Consider the following 15,508-nt stretch of genomic DNA (forward strand, 5'->3'; position numbering starts at 1 on the left):
AACACCATGAAAACCTCTCACAAGGCCATCCTGAGCCTTTCTGTTGCTTCTATTGCCGTGTTGACGCTTGCGGGTTGCGACCAGATTCCTAGCCTTGATGTCAATGATCAGGCAGCCAACAAAGCTGCATGCGAGGCTGTGGGCAAAACCTGGGACACACTCAACTCAGCCCTGAGCTCTGGAGATATTGCTGGATTGCCACTGGCCTTCATCAATGTTCCTGGACAGCTAGATACCGTGTTGAGTCAGGCAAAAGATAAGCAGCTCACCGAAGCTCTTGCTGAACTCAAGAAGAACGCACAATCAGTGGTTGAAGGGAATCAACCAGATGTGGCGGGCTTTATTGCCTCGGGTATGGGCATCTCAGCTCGGTGCGCCATTTTGGGCGCAACGGTGAACTTGGAACTGCCCCAACTTCCTTAGTTCGTTCGCACTACCTTGATGATGCGGAATCCCTTGCGGGTGTCCTCACGTGTGACCGTGTGAGTGTCAGCGAACTGAGTTCCTAACCACTTCTCGAACGAGTCAGCGCCCAAGTGCTTCGCCACAACCAAATAGGCCTCACCAGACACATTGAGTCTGGGTAGCCAGGTGTTCATGATCTCGTGGAGTTCTGACTTTCCCACGCGAATGGGAGGGTTAGACCAGATGAGGTCAAACCTCAGTGCGGCATCTAGCGAATCGGGCAGACCAACAGTGATGTTTGCTAGGCCTAAACGTGCGGCATTCCTGCGAGTGAGCTCAAGAGCACGCTCATTGACGTCAACGGCATAAACCGAGGCTTCAGGAGCTTCCAGTGCCAAGGTCAGTGCCATGGGTCCCCAGCCGCAGCCCACATCAAGGAAATGACCAGTGCTGGGCGGAGTGGGGACGCTGTATAGGAGCTGTTCCGTTCCAGCATCGATGTGATCGGGGCTGAAAATACCGCCAGCAGTTTCCACGGCGTAATCACCGTGCGACAAGCGCACGGCAATCTCAGTACTGCGGAACTCTCCTGCGGGCTGTGCCGAGAAGTAGTGCTCGGTGTTCTTCTCGGTCATAACTTCAGGCTAGTTGACCGTGACGTTCCATGAACCGTCAGCCTTGATGGTGACGACCGATGGACCTGCGGAGATGGGGCCGCGCTGATCAACCATGGTGGGGGAGTTCACCAAGGTGAGTGCAGGAGTAGTTGGTCCGAAGAACTGGGTCACAACAATTCCCTGGTCAGGAACAAAGGTCTGTGCGTGAAGGGTTGCTGCGGCACCTGCGTAGAGGTACACAACATCACCGCTCGTGGAACTTGGTGCAGACAGGGGGCCCTGCGGGGCAGTAGAGACTGGCGAAATAAGAACAGACCATGTCACTTCGTTTGCTGTAGTGATCTTGAGCGCGCCAGCGGTGTTGTTACCGTATCCGGCAAGACCAAATGCGACTGTTCCGTTGTAGGTTCCAGGACTCGTCACGATGGTGTCAATCACGGTGACGTTGTCTGTTGCGAGTACTTCAACCAGGAAAGGAACATCGTTGAGGTTCGTGGAGTCAATCTTGACCACACCTGCGGTGATGTTGTTTCCGAAGTCCACGACCTTCGTGCCGGTCTGGTTGGTGCGGCTCACGGGTGTGAACGTGCCATAGGCCTTGTCTGCCCAGGCAGTTACAGGAACAACAGTAGGGCTTGGTGTGGGTGTGGGGCTCGCGGTCTTGGTAGGCGTAGGAGTCGCCGTGGGGGTAACCGTGGGCGTCGGAGTCTTGGTGGGTGTTGCTGTGGGGTGTGGGGTGGGGGTCACCGTCGGGATGCCCGAATTGGTGGGGTCTGGCTTAGGTGTTCCGTTCGCAACAGCAACAAAGGTCACCAAAGCAATCACGATGACGGCAGCGAGAACGCTGACGATGATCCAGGGAAGCTTGGAAGCTGAGCGTGCTGGATTGCTGGGTGTAGACACAAGAACTCCTCATAGAAATGGTCTGCGTAGTGACGCAGACCGTACCAAGAGTTTATCGCGTACGAGCAGGCTCCTCAACGGTGGGGCCAGAGCACCCCTTGGTGGGGCAACCATCATCAGGCGCTCCCGGATACATCATGCACCCGCCTAGGACAATCTCTCCCCGTGCGACCTGTTCAAAGGCGTCCGGTGCGGGAAAGCCATAGACAATCGGCACGAGTCCAGCACCACAGTGAGGACATGTGGCTGTAGAAGTTGTCATGGCCTCACACTACTTGGCTCAAGCTGGGAATGATTCACAGCCAGTGGCGATATCTTTGAAGCAATGACTACTGAGTCCTCTGACGACATCGTTGACCGCGTTCTCTCCCGTGCTGCGGAGAAAACTGACCGGGCACGTGTTTCCGTGTTTTCTTCCGGCAAAGCTCAAGCGCTCGATGACTCTTCTGGCAGTGATCATGACCGCAGTTTTGATGGTGAACAGCAAGATCTTGCGGACCGAATTTCTCTGCGTCGTGTGCAGGGCCTTTCCACTGAACTCGAAGACGTCACCGAGGTTGAATACCGCCAGGTTCGTTTAGAAAACGTTGTCCTCATTGGTGTCTACCCCAAGGGGCAGGTTGAAGACGGCGAGAACTCCATGCGTGAACTTGCGGCATTGTGTGAAACGGCGGGTGCTCAGGTTCTTGATGGTGTGATGCAGATGCGACCCATGCCGGATCCTGCAACCTATCTCGGTCGAGGAAAGACCCAGGAACTTCGTGACCTCGTTGCCGCACTGGGCGCAGACACCGTCGTGGCAGATACGGAGCTGTCTCCTTCCCAGCGCCGTGCTTTGGAAGACGAAGTGAAGGTGAAGGTCATTGACCGCACCGCGGTCATTTTGGATATCTTTAGCCAGCACGCCAAGAGTCGTGAGGGTAAAGCTCAGGTCGAGCTAGCTCAGATGCAATACATGCTTCCCCGTCTGCGCGGTTGGGGTGAGTCGATGTCCCGCCAGGCTGGTGGCCAGGTGGGTAGCGGCGGTGCCGGTATGGGTTCCCGAGGTCCCGGTGAAACCAAGATTGAACTGGACCGCCGCCGCATCAACACGCGTATGGCCAAACTGCGCAAACAAATCGAAGCGATGAAGCCCGCTCGTGACACCAAACGAGCTAATCGCAAGCGCAACTCTATTCCATCAGTAGCTATTACGGGATATACCAATGCGGGTAAGTCTTCTTTGCTCAACCGCATCACCCGGGCAGGTGTTCTCGTTGAGAATGCGTTGTTCGCAACGCTGGATGCCACGGTTCGCCAAGCGCAGACCGAAGACGGACGAAACTACACGCTCGTCGACACCGTGGGCTTTGTTCGCAACCTGCCTCACCAGCTCGTGGAAGCATTCCGCTCCACCATTGAAGAAGTAGCGGATGCAGATCTGATTGTCCACGTCGTGGATGCCTCGCATCCAGACCCTGCATCGCAGATTCGCACCGTGCGCGATGTCATTGGGGAAGCTGAAGCCTCCGATATTCCAGAACAAATCGTTTTCAACAAGTGCGACCTTATTGATGACAACACCCGCTTGTTACTTCGCGGGCTTGAACCCTCTGCCATCTTTGCCTCCGCGCGAACGGGTGAAGGTATTGACGAGGTTCTTCAGGTCATTGCTGAACGCATTCCAACACCTGATGTTCCCTTGAACTTGCTTGTTCCTTATGAGCGCGGAGATGTCGTCTCCTCGTTGCATGCCAAGGCCGTGGTTGATTCCACCGACTACGAAGAAGGCGGCACTCGCATGCATGTGCGCGTCAAGCACGCAGATCTTCCCCAGTTTGAGGAATTTGTCTCTGCCTAGTTAGAGAACTTTGAACTCGGTGAGCTGGGCAGCAAGGCCAGCCCCATCGGGGGCATAAACCCACGGTGCATCGCCTGCCTGAATGTGTTCCTCGGCTTTTTTGCGACCACCGGCAAGCACAGCTTCACCATTAGAAAGCTGGCGTATGGCCACGGCTTTGACATTGCCGGGGAATTCTTTTTCAAACTCGGCATAGATGGACTCATCGTGTTGCCCATCATCGCCCACAAGAATCCATTTGATCTTGGGCAACTCTGAAGCCAAACGGCGCAACTGGGTCTCTTTGTGAGCACGACCGGAACGGAACATGCGGTCGTGAGTGGGGCCCCAGTCGGTCAGGAGCAATGTTCCCTGCGGGTACAGATTACGTCCGAGGAATCGGCGCAGTGTGGGGGCAACATTCCATGCGCCCGTGGAGAGATAGACCACGGGCATATCTTCTTGAATATCTGCGACGCGGGAGAGGAACACAGCCATACCGGGGGTTGGAACGCGAGCATGTTCGTCCAGCACAAACGAGTTCCAGGCCGCCAAGAAGGGTCTGGGAAGTGCAGTGACCATGACCGTGTCATCAACGTCTGAAACCAGTCCCACTGTGGCCTTGGGCGAAATGACATGAATGGTTGATTCAGTGACATCAGAGCCTTCTGCCTGGATCTGCACGGTGTGCATTCCGGGGGAGAGCTTCATCGGGATTTGCACGTCCACCACACCGCCACGGTCTGCCTTCACGACGGTGTCTACGCCGTTGATGGTGATGGTGACAGTGACGTCGTTGATGGGCACGGCGGTGAATGAGCGCCAGCCGCGCACGCTCTCAGAACGCTTCTGCATTTTGCGTGCAGCTCGAGAACCGGGGCGGGGGTTACGGGTCAACAGAACTCGAGAAAGTACACGAACCCACTCGGTTGATCCATAGCCGGGATAGGGAACAACAGTGACGGCGTAGCCTCGCTTGCGTGCACGCTTTTCTCGGTAGGCGTGAAAGCGGTCCTCGATGCGGGCTGCGCGGTGCATGACATCTTGCGTCAGCTCCGCAGCGCTCGTAGGTTTACTCGACTTCACGTCACTCAGTTTGTCAGAGTTTAGGAACCCAGAGGGTTCTCAACCGTGCTGGGGTCATGATCAGCGGGTTCTTCCATGTACTTCTCTTGGGTCTTTTCGACGCGCTTCTTTATGAGGGAGACCACAACGATGAATGCGATGACGATGCCGATGAAGAGGAAACCTGCCCAGTCGTATTTGGCAGCGAACGCTTCGTACTGGTCTTTCAGCACAGCCGCCAACGTGACGTAGACAAAGGTCCAGATCACACACGCTGCAGATGTCCAGGCAATGAAGGTGCGGTATTTCATCTTTGTCATGCCGACAGTCAGGGGAATGAGTGAGTGAAGGATGGGGAGGAATCTGCTCAAGAACACCGCGATGCCACCACGACGGTCAATGTAGTTTTCTGCCTGTTCCCAGCGGTGGGGTCCGAGTTTTCTTCCCAGCCACGAACGGCGAATGTGGGGACCAAAGTACTTGCCCACAAAGAACCCAATGGTTTCGCCGGTGAGTGATCCCACAATCACCATGACAATCATGAAGATGTATTCCTGCAGGTTCGTAATGGCCGTGCTGGAAATCAAAACAACGGTGTCACCGGGGATAACCAAGCCCACCAGGAACGAAGTCTCCAACATGATGAACAGCGAAGAAAGCAGTGTTCGTGTGACGGGATCAACCGAAGCGACAGCGGACAAGATGTTGTTGATGATCTCGTTCATCAGGCCTCCGGCAATTCTTCAGCGAGAAGGTCATATTGCTGGCGCCAATGCGCCAGTCTTTCTTCGTTCACACTCAACGATGGGCCATTAACCCAAGAAACTGCTGAACGTATGCCGTGAAGAGCATTCACAGCATAGAGTTCAACTCCCTCAAGATCTGCAGGCGTTGCCCAGGTTTCGCTGACGCTGAAGCCGCCTTGGGCAGCAAGTTCACGCACCACAGCAACACTCACGCTATTCACCCGCAGTGCTTCTGCGGGAGGCAGGTGAAGGCCGCCTTCGGTGAACCAAATCAGGCAGGTTGTGGATCCGTCCACAACCCGACCCTGCGCATCCAGGATGACTGCATCGTCTGCACCTTGAGTCTGCGCTTCAGCGCGCAAAGCATTGAGGGCGGGGATATCTGGTCCCTTGATGGTTGGTTCAACACGGGGGTCGAGAGACGCGGTGGCGAGCACGATGGTCTCGTGTAGTTCAGGAGCAGGACGTATGTGAAGTTCCAGTTCCCCACGCTCGGTCAGGTCAATGCGAGGAAAGAGTTTCCCAGTGCGGGGAAGTGAAGCTGTGACCGCAGAAAGAAAATCATCCAGTGGACGGACTAATCCTTGGAATTCTGCAGAGGCAGCAAAACGGTCAAGGTGGCGCTGATACGCCACAACCTTTCCGTCATTCAGAAGGAAAGAGTCTGCGACATAGAGGGGTATTTCTGGCGCGCCCGTGACGTCAACAAGTTCACTGCCATTCCAGCGAAAACGTAAGACATCCACAGCCCTAGGCTAGTACGGTGACCAGGCAAGTTCAGCGCGTAAGGATGTCGCAGTGGGTAGACCCTGCTGCTGTCTACGCTGCGCTGGCAGAAGGTGAACCACGCGCCGTCTGGCTTGATGCTGGCCCCCACGCCACTGCCGGCTTGTCCTATGTCTCCATACCCACAAAAAAATCCCTCCACGAAAACGTGGACGAGGGGGATGTCACCATCTTTGAGCGTCTGCGCTCAGCAGTGGAACATGATTCGACAGTAGACACCTCGGCAGTCCGAGAGGACGGATTTGCCCTGGGTTGGGTGGGATGGCTGGGTTATGAACTCGCAGCACACACCACCGGAGTCCCTACTGCTCAGGCACGAACCCCAGATGCCCTGTTTGTCTATGTGGATTGGGCCCTGGAGTTTGATCACGAGCTTCACACCCTCGATCTCTTGGTACTCGGGGACGATGATGCACTTCAGTCCAGGCTCACTGCTGTAGAAGAGGTATTGAGTACTGCAGATACTCCTGAAGTAGATGTCGCCGTCACGGCGCAGGCAGCTGCCGTGTCCTGGCGCCACAACCCTCAGGACTATCAATCTCTGGTCCAGCGCTGCCTCGACGCTATTACGGCAGGTGATGCCTATCAGCTTTGCCTGACCAACGAAGTGAAGGTTGCGGGAACTTTCGATCCCTTGGAGGTCTATCTGCGCCTGCGTGAGGCTAATCCCAGCCACCACGGAGGTCTCATTGTGGTGGATGACATTGCGTTGCTCTCCAGTAGCCCGGAAGTCTTCTTGTCTGTTGATTCTGATGGTCACCTCACCACCAAGCCCATCAAGGGAACCAGGCGCCGAGGTGACAATATTGCTCTGGATACCGCGCTCGCAGAAGAACTGCTGGCTAGTGAGAAAGAACGTGCAGAGAACCTCATGATTGTGGATCTCATGCGTAATGACGTGGGCAGAGTTGCACAGCTCGGCACAGTGCAGGTGGATTCACTTCTGGAAGTGGAAACCTACGAACACGTTCACCAACTGGTTTCTACTGTTTCTGCAGACTTGGCCCACGGCCTGACTGCAGTTGATGCTCTGGAAGCGTGCTTCCCCGCGGGGTCGATGACCGGGGCTCCCAAAATCAGCGCCATGACGATCCTGCACGGTTTGGAGCAGGGGCCTCGAGGTATCTACTCGGGCGCCTTTGGCTATCTGGGCATTGATGGCGCAGCAAATCTGGCCATGGTGATTCGCAGCATTGTGCTGACGCCTGAAGGTGCCTCTATTGGCACCGGTGGTGGCATCACCAGTGGTTCTGAGCCACAAGCAGAACTTGAAGAAACCTGGGTCAAGGTGGCACCGCTGCTCAGGGCACTAGGGGTCTCTCCAAGCGAGTATTCTTAGAAGGATGTCTGAGAACGAGGGCGCGACCTATAACTTCGCGGAAATTCAAGAAAAATGGCTTCCTATCTGGGACGAGATCCAGCCATTCCGCTCTGACGACCCCACAGATGAGCGTCCACGCAAGTATGTGCTCGACATGTTCCCTTACCCCTCCGGTGACCTGCACATGGGTCACGCTGAGGCCTATGCCCTCGGTGACGTGATTGCCCGTTACTGGCGCCACCGTGACCACAATGTTCTTCACCCCATTGGCTGGGACTCGTTCGGTCTGCCTGCTGAGAACGCGGCAATCAAGCGCGGACTGAACCCTGTCACCTGGACCTACGACAACATCGATCAGCAGAAGCGCTCCATGCGTCGCTATGCCACCAGCTTTGACTGGTCACGCGTCATTCACACCTCAGACCCTGAGTATTACAAGTGGAACCAGTGGTTGTTCCTGCAGATGTATAAAAAGGGTCTGGCGTATCGCAAGGACAGCTGGGTCAACTGGGACCCCGTAGACCAGACCGTTCTGGCCAACGAGCAGGTGATGCCTGATGGCACCTCGGAGCGCTCTGGCGCCATCGTGGTGAAGAAGAAGCTCACCCAGTGGTACTTCCGCATCACCGATTACGCAGATCGTCTTCTCGATGACCTCGACACCCTCGAGGGTCAGTGGCCTGCCAAGGTGCTCACCATGCAGCGCAACTGGATTGGTCGCTCCATCGGTGCTGACGTTGACTTCGTGATCGAAGGCCGCGAGCAGCCTGTCACGGTCTTCACTACCCGCCCAGACACTCTTCACGGTGCAACATTTATGGTTGTTGCTCCTGATGCAGATTTAGCTTCTGAGCTGGCTGCTGGTGCAACTCCTGAGATTCAGGCTGCCTTTGCTGACTACCTCACCGAGGTTCAGAAGGCGACGGAAATTGAGCGCCAGGCAACCGATCGCCCCAAGACCGGTGTCTTCCTGGGGCGTTACGCCATCAACCCGGTCAATGGCGAACGCCTTCCTATCTGGGCTGCAGACTACGTTCTGGCTGACTACGGCCACGGTGCTGTGATGGCAGTTCCTGCTCACGACCAGCGCGACCTCGACTTTGCTCGTGCATATGACTTGCCCATCAAGATCGTCGTGGATGTTCCTGCAGGAACAGACGAAGACGGCAACGTCATTGATAACAACCCTGCCGTGACCGGAATTGCCACCGGCGGCGAAGGAAAGCTCATCAACTCAGGAGAGCTGGATGGTCTCACCAAGAAGGATGCGATTGCCAAGGCAATCGAGATTCTTACTCAGCGTGGCACCGGTAAGGCAGCCAAGAACTTCCGTCTGCGCGACTGGCTCATCTCTCGTCAGCGTTACTGGGGAACTCCTATCCCCATCATCCACGCGGAAGATGGCACCGAGATTCCGGTTCCTGAAGACCAGCTCCCGGTTGTTCTTCCTCCCACTGAAGGTCTCAACCTTCAGCCCAAGGGTTCGTCACCACTTGGTGCTGCTGAAGACTGGGTAAACGTCCCCAACCCGATTGATGGCAGCCCTGCTCGTCGCGACCCCGACACCATGGACACCTTCGTGGATAGCTCCTGGTACTTCCTGCGCTTCTTGTCGCCGAACGATGATACTCAGGCATTTGATCCTGCAGAAGCAAAGAAGTGGGCACCGGTTGACCAGTATGTCGGTGGTGTGACTCACGCCATTCTTCACCTGCTCTATGCCCGTTTCATCACCAAGGTTCTCTTCGACCTCGGCTTCATCGACTTTGAAGAGCCCTTCACTAACCTGCTCAACCAGGGCATGGTGCTCATGGAAGGCTCCGCAATGAGCAAGTCCAAGGGCAACATTGTGAAGCTCTCAGAACAGCTAGAAGAACACGGTGTGGATGCTGTGCGACTGACCATGGCCTTCGCTGGTCCTCCAGAGGACGACATTGACTGGGCAGATGTTTCTCCTGCCGCCAGCAACCGTTTCTTGGCTCGTGCCTGGCGTATTGCTCAGGATGTTTCCAGTGCTCCTGGTGTGGACTTCGCTGGGGGAGATAAGGCATTGCGCAAGGCAACCCATCACCTCCTTGCAGAAGCTCCAGGACTCATTGAGAGCTTCAAGTTCAACGTTCTCGTCGCACGCCTGATGGAACACGTCAACGTGACCCGCAAGGCCATTGACTCTGGTGTTGGTGCAGCTGATCCTGCTGTGCGCGAATCAGCAGAGACTATCGCCATGATGCTGGACCTCTACGCTCCTTACACCGCAGAAGACATGTGGGCAGCCCTTGGGCACAAACCTGCAGTTGCTCACGCTGTGTGGCCTGCGGCAGACCCAGCGCTACTGGTTCAGGACTCGGTGACCTGTGTAGTTCAGGTTGATGGCAAGGTGCGTGACCGTCTCGACGTTGCTCCAGATATTGCGGAAGCAGATCTCGAAGCACAGGCCCGTGAACTTGCCGGTGTTGTTCGAGCACTCGAAGGTCGCGAGATCGTCAACGTGATTGTGCGTGCACCCAAGATCGTGAGCATTGCCACCAAGCCTTCGGCTTAGTGATTTTTCTCTTCCGCGTTAGCGGTTAGAGATTGTGACGACGGCGCCGCGCTTCGCTTGGCTATCGCCTGCGGGGCTTTGGCTTCGAACTGCCTTGGCATCCCACAGTTCTTGGTCAACTTCGGTTGCAAAACCAAAGCCAGCTGCCTGGAGGACAGCAATTGCGTCCTTGATGGACTTTCCAACAACGTTGGGCACGGTAACCAGGTCAGGTCCCTTTGAAACGACGAGGGTCACATTTGTTCCCTTGGTGACAACACCTTCAGGAACTGCGAGTGAGATCACAGTGCCCTTAGCGACATCGCTGAATTCTTCATTGGTTGCACCGACCACGAGACCCGCATCTGTGAGCGCCTTTGTTGCATCGGCAACACTCAAGCCGTCAACGGGGGGAATAGCTCCGAGGGAGACGACGAACTGAACTTCGCCACCGACGGGATACTTCGCAGGCAAGGGCTGGCCCTTGCCATCAAGGGCTGCAATCACAGAACCCTTGGTAACATCTGCAGAGAATTGTTCAGCGGGGTCCTTGAGTTTGAAGCCCAACTCTTGTGACTTCTTCTTGGCATCTGCTTCCGTCATGCCAGCAAATGCAGGAGTGTCCACAATTTTGGGGCCCAGTGAGACCATGATCTTCACCGTTGCGCCACGTGTGATGGTACTTCCACCCTTGGGGTCAGTGTCAATGACCTTGCCCACGGCAACAGTGGAGTCGTTCGCTTCGACCACTTTGGCGGTAAAGCCAGCTTCTTCGACCAGCTTCTGAGCATCGGCGGGAGCCATTCCTGCAGTCGCAGGAATCGTGGCTAGGGAACCTGGGCCAGAGCTAAAGAACCAGCCAGCTGTGGCGCCCAGAACGGCTAGAACAATGGTGATGCCAAAAATCCAGAAGCCACGACTACGTCGTGTGGAGGAAATCTCCTTCAGGGCGGCCACGGGATTATCGATGGGGACCTTGCGGTTCAGGCCAGCGAGAGCTCCTGTGCCGATGGCCTGTGTCTCATCGTCAGAACCAATCAACATTCCGGCAGGCATAACCATGGTCTGCTGGGTTGAAAGGTCCTGGTAGCTCGAACCGGTGCGAATCACTTTCTCAGCTTGGAGAAGTTTGTCGAGCAGAATCCCTGCATTCTCAGGTCTGCCGTCGGGGGAGCGAGTAGTTGCCCACTCCACAATCTCATCAAGTTCGACTGGAATGGCTGGGTTGGAAGCTGAAGGGGCAGGGACCTTATCGTTGGCGTGTTGGTATGCCACAGCCATGGGCTGTTCACCCTTGAAGGGCTGCTCGCCGGTGAGCATTTCATACATCATGATGCCGATGGCATAGATGTCACTGCGGGCATCTGCGACACCACGAGTCAAGAGTTCGGGGGAGAGGTACGCGATGGTGCCGAGCAGCGCCTGACCGGATGCCGTGTTGGCAGTGGTTGCTCGAGCTAGACCGAAGTCACCGAGTTTGATGCGACCGTCATCAGCGAGCAGAACGTTCTCCGGCTTGAGGTCGCGGTGAACAATGCCTGACTCGTGCGCGGCGGCAAGGCCCTGCAGAACCGCATCCATGATGTCGACAGTTTGCTCTGGGGTGAGCTTGCCGTAGTCCTTGAGGAGATCGCGCAGAGTAATACCTGGCAGGTATTCCATCACCAGGTAGGCCATGTCTGAATCTTGACCTTGGTCAAAAACATTCACCACATTGGGATGTGCAAGCCTCGCTGCAGAGCGAGCTTCCTGGACGAAGCGTGCTTTGAATGCGCTGTCGTCAGCCAGGTGACCGTGCATAATCTTGACCGCAACCCGACGCTCGAGGCGAAGATCAGTGGCGAGATAGACGGTTGCCATGCCACCGCGGGCAATGCGCGACTTGACCTGGTATCTGCCGTCGATAAGACGACCGATCATGGGGTCTTCGGCGGCAATAGTCACAACGCGAGTCTATGTAAGAGAAGTGGGCAAAACGCTGAGAAACACCGGCGTTTTACGCGCTGGCAACAGCGGGCATGCTGCTCATCAGACCTGCGTCTGGAATTACGAGTCGTTGGCCGACAACGAGGCGGCTGGAACGGTCAAGACCGTTGGCCGTCATGATGGCACGTGGCTGCACACCATAGCTTCGAGCAATGGCTTCAAGAGTTTCACCAGAAGACACGTTGTGGCGGGTAATGCTTTCGCCTACTTCTGCAGATTCGGTACCACTAGTGGAGGCAGGGATGTTGAGCTGTTGGCCGGCGAACATCATGGTTTTCCAGCTCAAACCGTTAGCTGCGAGCAGTTCTGCAGAAGAGATTCCGTGAAGCTGAGCAATGCTCCGCAGGGTGTCTCCGGCAACCACGGTGTATTTATTTGCGCGAAGTACTGCAGCGGTGGAGTGCGTTACTGAACTCTGTTGGGGAGAGTTCCCCGCATTAGCTTTGGGAAGTTTGTCTACCTTGGGCAGTTGATCTGCCGAGGCGGACTGAGCCGTGAAGATCATGCTGGTTACTGCGGCGAGTGCAACAGGAATAGCGGCAATCTTCTTTATTTTGCGGGCTTTTGGAAGGGTCGCTGAGGAAAGCGCCTCATGGTTGGATCGATAGTTTCGACCGGACATGCACACACTCCTCTCCCCATTAAAAGATTCGCTCAGTCTCTACCTCAGCTTGAAGGTTAACGTGGAGTGAATTCGGCGTGTCGCAGTTTCGGTCTGGGTTCGCGCGGGGTGGCTACCTATGGCACGCTTATCTCGTGGCTAACGCAAAAACACCCCAGACCCAATGGCTGACAATCCCTGACCTCATGGAGGTCCTCGGGCTCAACCAAAGCCAGGTTCGTCGCCTCATAGAAGACAACATCCTTGCTGCCAAGCGAGTAGATGGTGTGCTCAAGGTTCCTGCGGACTTCATTCACGAAGGCGAGCCTCTGCCGGCACTACAGGGAACCATTGTTCTCCTGCGCGATGTGGGCTTCGACGGTGACGAGCTCGTTGATTGGCTCATCTCGGAAGAAGAAAGCCTCACAGTTTCTCCAGTAGACGCCCTTAAGGCAGGCCGCAAGGCAGAAGTGCGACGTATCGCACAAGCACTTCTCTAACGAGAAATGCTTAAGAAGCTCGTTGGGACACGAGCGCTGCCAGCTGAGTCAAGCCTTGAGTTGCAAGCTCACTAAATCCGGCAGAGGCGATCGCTTTCTGTGCCAACACAACCTGCTGCTCGATGACTTCTTCAAGCTTGTCCACGGCACCGGTGTTCGTCAGGGTTGCCTGCAGCATTGAGATTTGGCTGTCATCAAGATCTGAATCTCCCAACAGCTCATCCATCAAGCGAATAGCCGTGGCAGGAAGCTCTTGTTGAGCCAGAGCGATGAGAACTGTTCGCTTTCCCTCGCGCAGGTCGTCACCTGCAGGCTTGCCGGTGACGGCAGGGTCGCCAAAGACACCGAGAAGATCATCTCGCAGTTGGAAGGCGATACCCAGGGGTAAACCAATTGCTCGGAGAGACTCGAGCTGTTCAGGAGTGGCGCCACCGAGAGCTGCACCAATAACCAGGGGAGCCTCGATGGAGTACTTTGCTGACTTGTAGACAACCACACGCTGTGCCCGGGTGAGGGCATCCAGTTTGTCGATGACAGGCCAGGCACGTTCTTCGACAATGTCGAGATATTGGCCTGCGGTGACATCAATACGCATGCGGTCAAACTCAATACGAGAAGCGCGCACCGCGGGGCGGTTTGTTTCTGCCGCAATACCCGTGGAGAACAACTCATCGCTAAAAGCCAGCAGCAGGTCACCAAAGAGTAGGGCAGAAGAAGTACCGAAATCTTCGCTTGTGCCAGCCCAGCCAGATTCGCGGTGCAGCTTTTCAAAGCGACGGTGAGCTGAAGGAGCACCTCGACGAGTGTCGGACTTATCCATGATGTCGTCGTGAACCAGGGCGGCAGCGTGGAAAATCTCTAACGCGCTCGCCACATCGATGACGTGATCAGGAGTGGACTCGTTCTGAGTGCCATATCCCAGGAGTGCACAACGCGCACGGAAGCGCTTTCCGCCGCTGAGAAACTCCCGTGAAAACTCCAAGAATGGTTCCAAATCAGGGGAAACCTCACGCACAATGGATTCACGGTCAGTGATGAACTGGTCCAGACGAGTATTTACTCGCTCAACCCATGTGTCTTGGTCACGCATGCGCCTAGCCTATCTAGGCCAGCGCAGGTACACTGGGACTTCGAACACTTCTCACCATCAACCAAGGAGGAAACACATGCCACTGTCCGAGCATGAACAACGACTCCTGGATGAGATGGAGCGTAACCTCTATGGTCACGACGCAGATGTGACTTCGACCGCTTTCGTGGGAATGCCTCGTCCCAACTACCGCGCAATTGTGTTGGGTGTCCTCATCGCGCTCGCCGGTTTGGGTGGTTTGCTCGCTGGTGTCATGACCCACATGATTGTGATCGGCATCGTGGGATTTGTTCTTATGTTTGTTGGTGTACTTGTGGCTGCAAAGCCAGGTGCACCTGCCTCTCCGACGGACAAGAAGCCTCGCTCAGCTGGAAGCTCCTTCATGCAGCGCATGGAACAGCGTTGGGATGAGCGCGATGGTGGCCGCCTCTAGCTGATTCGCCGCCCACACTAACCGCCTTTCGGGGCGGTTTTTTTGTGTGCCCAAACCGATCCAGGTTAATCCCTTTGCCTCCATTTCCCTCCACCTACTTAAACCCTGTAAATTAGCGGATATCTCGACACGCCGACCAGAAAATATGGGTAATTTTTAAAACTTGTGGCTGGAAGTGGAGTAAAGTGGAGAAATCACCAACAAGGCCGGTTGTGAAAGGGGGTGACGCAGATGTTCTTAGGAACTCATTCACCCAAACTCGATGACAAGGGACGCGTCATCCTGCCCGCGAAATTCCGCAACGAACTGGCTGAGGGCATCGTGGTGACCCGCGGCCAAGAGAACTGCCTTTACGTCTTCAGCGCTGCTGAGTTCAACGACCTGCACGAGAAGATCCGCCAGGCACCTGTGACCAGCAAGTCAGCTCGTGACTTCCTGCGTGTATTCCTCTCAGGAGCCAGCTCTGAAACTCCAGATAGCCAGAACCGCATCACCCTCCCTGCCAACCTGCGTCAGTACGCCGGGCTAGACCGCGACCTCACCGTCATCGGTGCGGGTAACCGAGTAGAGATTTGGGACACCGAGGCCTGGAACACCTACCTCGCTGCCAACGAAGAAGCCTTCTCCAACACCACGGAGGAGGTGATTCCTGGACTCTTCTAGTCCTTAGGTTCTGACTCCCAGCCTGTGCACCCTGACTCCACTTCCCCGGATG

Annotated in this window: 16 protein-coding genes; 7 read left to right on the forward strand and 9 right to left on the reverse strand. The window is 55.8% G+C overall.

Features of this window, described 5'->3' with window-relative positions:
- Positions 1–6 precede the first annotated feature (6 nt).
- The gene (locus AURMO_RS03045; RefSeq protein ID WP_110233099.1) at positions 7–423 is read left to right on the forward strand and encodes a hypothetical protein; all 417 of its coding nucleotides are present in this window, start codon (positions 7–9) and stop codon (positions 421–423) included.
- Here the strand turns inward: AURMO_RS03045 and AURMO_RS03050 are convergent.
- The 3 genes from AURMO_RS03050 to AURMO_RS08905 are packed head-to-tail and all read right to left on the reverse strand — an operon-like array spanning position 420 to position 2,187.
- A complete protein-coding gene (locus AURMO_RS03050) occupies positions 420–1,040 on the reverse strand; it encodes a class I SAM-dependent methyltransferase (RefSeq protein ID WP_110233100.1) in 621 nt (206 codons plus the stop codon). The two genes, AURMO_RS03045 and AURMO_RS03050, sit on opposite strands and share 4 nt — an antisense overlap.
- A 9-nt stretch (positions 1,041–1,049) precedes the next feature.
- On the reverse strand, positions 1,050–1,925 hold the full coding sequence (locus tag AURMO_RS08980) for a hypothetical protein (protein WP_204163637.1): 876 nt from the start codon (positions 1,923–1,925) through the stop codon (positions 1,050–1,052).
- Positions 1,926–1,977: 52 nt separating this feature from the next.
- Positions 1,978–2,187, reverse strand: a complete 210-nt coding sequence (locus AURMO_RS08905; protein WP_162532654.1) for a hypothetical protein — start codon at positions 2,185–2,187, stop codon at positions 1,978–1,980.
- A 63-nt stretch (positions 2,188–2,250) separates the two neighbouring features.
- On the opposite strand from AURMO_RS08905, the gene hflX reads away from it, so the two are divergent.
- A complete protein-coding gene (hflX, locus tag AURMO_RS03060) occupies positions 2,251–3,765 on the forward strand; it encodes a GTPase HflX (RefSeq protein ID WP_110233101.1) in 1,515 nt (504 codons plus the stop codon).
- Here hflX and AURMO_RS03065 read toward each other — a convergent pair whose 3' ends face one another.
- The 3 genes from AURMO_RS03065 to AURMO_RS03075 are packed head-to-tail and all read right to left on the reverse strand — an operon-like array spanning position 3,766 to position 6,301.
- Positions 3,766–4,830, reverse strand: coding sequence for an App1 family protein (locus AURMO_RS03065; protein WP_338021094.1), 1,065 nt, complete (start codon positions 4,828–4,830; stop codon positions 3,766–3,768). It abuts the gene before it with no gap.
- 20 nt (positions 4,831–4,850) lie between these two features.
- Positions 4,851–5,534 carry a DedA family protein gene (locus tag AURMO_RS03070; RefSeq protein WP_110233103.1) on the reverse strand — a complete coding sequence of 228 codons (684 nt, stop codon included), beginning with the start codon at positions 5,532–5,534 and terminating at the stop codon, positions 4,851–4,853.
- Entirely contained in the window at positions 5,534–6,301 is a 768-nt protein-coding gene (locus AURMO_RS03075; RefSeq protein WP_110233104.1) for an aminotransferase class IV, read from the reverse strand. Before AURMO_RS03075 ends, AURMO_RS03070 begins: the two co-directional genes overlap by 1 nt.
- Positions 6,302–6,318: 17 nt before the next feature.
- On the opposite strand from AURMO_RS03075, the gene pabB reads away from it, so the two are divergent.
- Positions 6,319–7,680: an aminodeoxychorismate synthase component I gene (pabB, locus tag AURMO_RS03080; protein ID WP_239406859.1), complete on the forward strand. Its 1,362-nt coding sequence runs from the start codon at positions 6,319–6,321 to the stop codon at positions 7,678–7,680.
- 4 nt (positions 7,681–7,684) lie between these two features.
- On the forward strand, positions 7,685–10,204 hold the full coding sequence (gene leuS / locus AURMO_RS03085; protein WP_110233106.1) for a leucine--tRNA ligase: 2,520 nt from the start codon (positions 7,685–7,687) through the stop codon (positions 10,202–10,204).
- An 18-nt stretch (positions 10,205–10,222) separates the two neighbouring features.
- Here the strand turns inward: leuS and pknB are convergent, their stop codons facing one another.
- Together pknB and AURMO_RS03095 are read right to left on the reverse strand one after the other, a co-directional pair.
- The gene (gene pknB, locus AURMO_RS03090) at positions 10,223–12,127 is read right to left on the reverse strand and encodes a Stk1 family PASTA domain-containing Ser/Thr kinase (protein WP_110233107.1); all 1,905 of its coding nucleotides are present in this window, start codon (positions 12,125–12,127) and stop codon (positions 10,223–10,225) included.
- A 52-nt stretch (positions 12,128–12,179) separates the two neighbouring features.
- Positions 12,180–12,791 carry a LysM peptidoglycan-binding domain-containing protein gene (locus tag AURMO_RS03095; RefSeq protein WP_110233108.1) on the reverse strand — a complete coding sequence of 204 codons (612 nt, stop codon included), beginning with the start codon at positions 12,789–12,791 and terminating at the stop codon, positions 12,180–12,182.
- 134 nt (positions 12,792–12,925) lie between these two features.
- Between AURMO_RS03095 and AURMO_RS03100 the strand changes: the two genes are divergently transcribed.
- A complete protein-coding gene (locus AURMO_RS03100; protein ID WP_338021095.1) occupies positions 12,926–13,270 on the forward strand; it encodes an Rv2175c family DNA-binding protein in 345 nt (114 codons plus the stop codon).
- 10 nt (positions 13,271–13,280) lie between these two features.
- Here AURMO_RS03100 and AURMO_RS03105 read toward each other — a convergent pair whose 3' ends face one another.
- Positions 13,281–14,360, reverse strand: coding sequence for a polyprenyl synthetase family protein (locus AURMO_RS03105; RefSeq protein WP_110233109.1), 1,080 nt, complete (start codon positions 14,358–14,360; stop codon positions 13,281–13,283).
- Positions 14,361–14,436: 76 nt separating this feature from the next.
- Here AURMO_RS03105 and AURMO_RS03110 point away from each other — a divergent pair, with 76 nt between their 5' ends.
- Positions 14,437–14,793 carry a DUF3040 domain-containing protein gene (locus AURMO_RS03110; protein ID WP_110233110.1) on the forward strand — a complete coding sequence of 119 codons (357 nt, stop codon included), beginning with the start codon at positions 14,437–14,439 and terminating at the stop codon, positions 14,791–14,793.
- A 231-nt stretch (positions 14,794–15,024) separates the two neighbouring features.
- The gene (mraZ, locus tag AURMO_RS03115; protein ID WP_110234855.1) at positions 15,025–15,456 is read left to right on the forward strand and encodes a division/cell wall cluster transcriptional repressor MraZ; all 432 of its coding nucleotides are present in this window, start codon (positions 15,025–15,027) and stop codon (positions 15,454–15,456) included.
- Positions 15,457–15,508 lie beyond the last annotated feature (52 nt).

Origin of the sequence: Aurantimicrobium photophilum, from assembly GCF_003194085.1 — a bacterium.
GTDB lineage: Bacteria > Actinomycetota > Actinomycetes > Actinomycetales > Microbacteriaceae > Aurantimicrobium > Aurantimicrobium photophilum.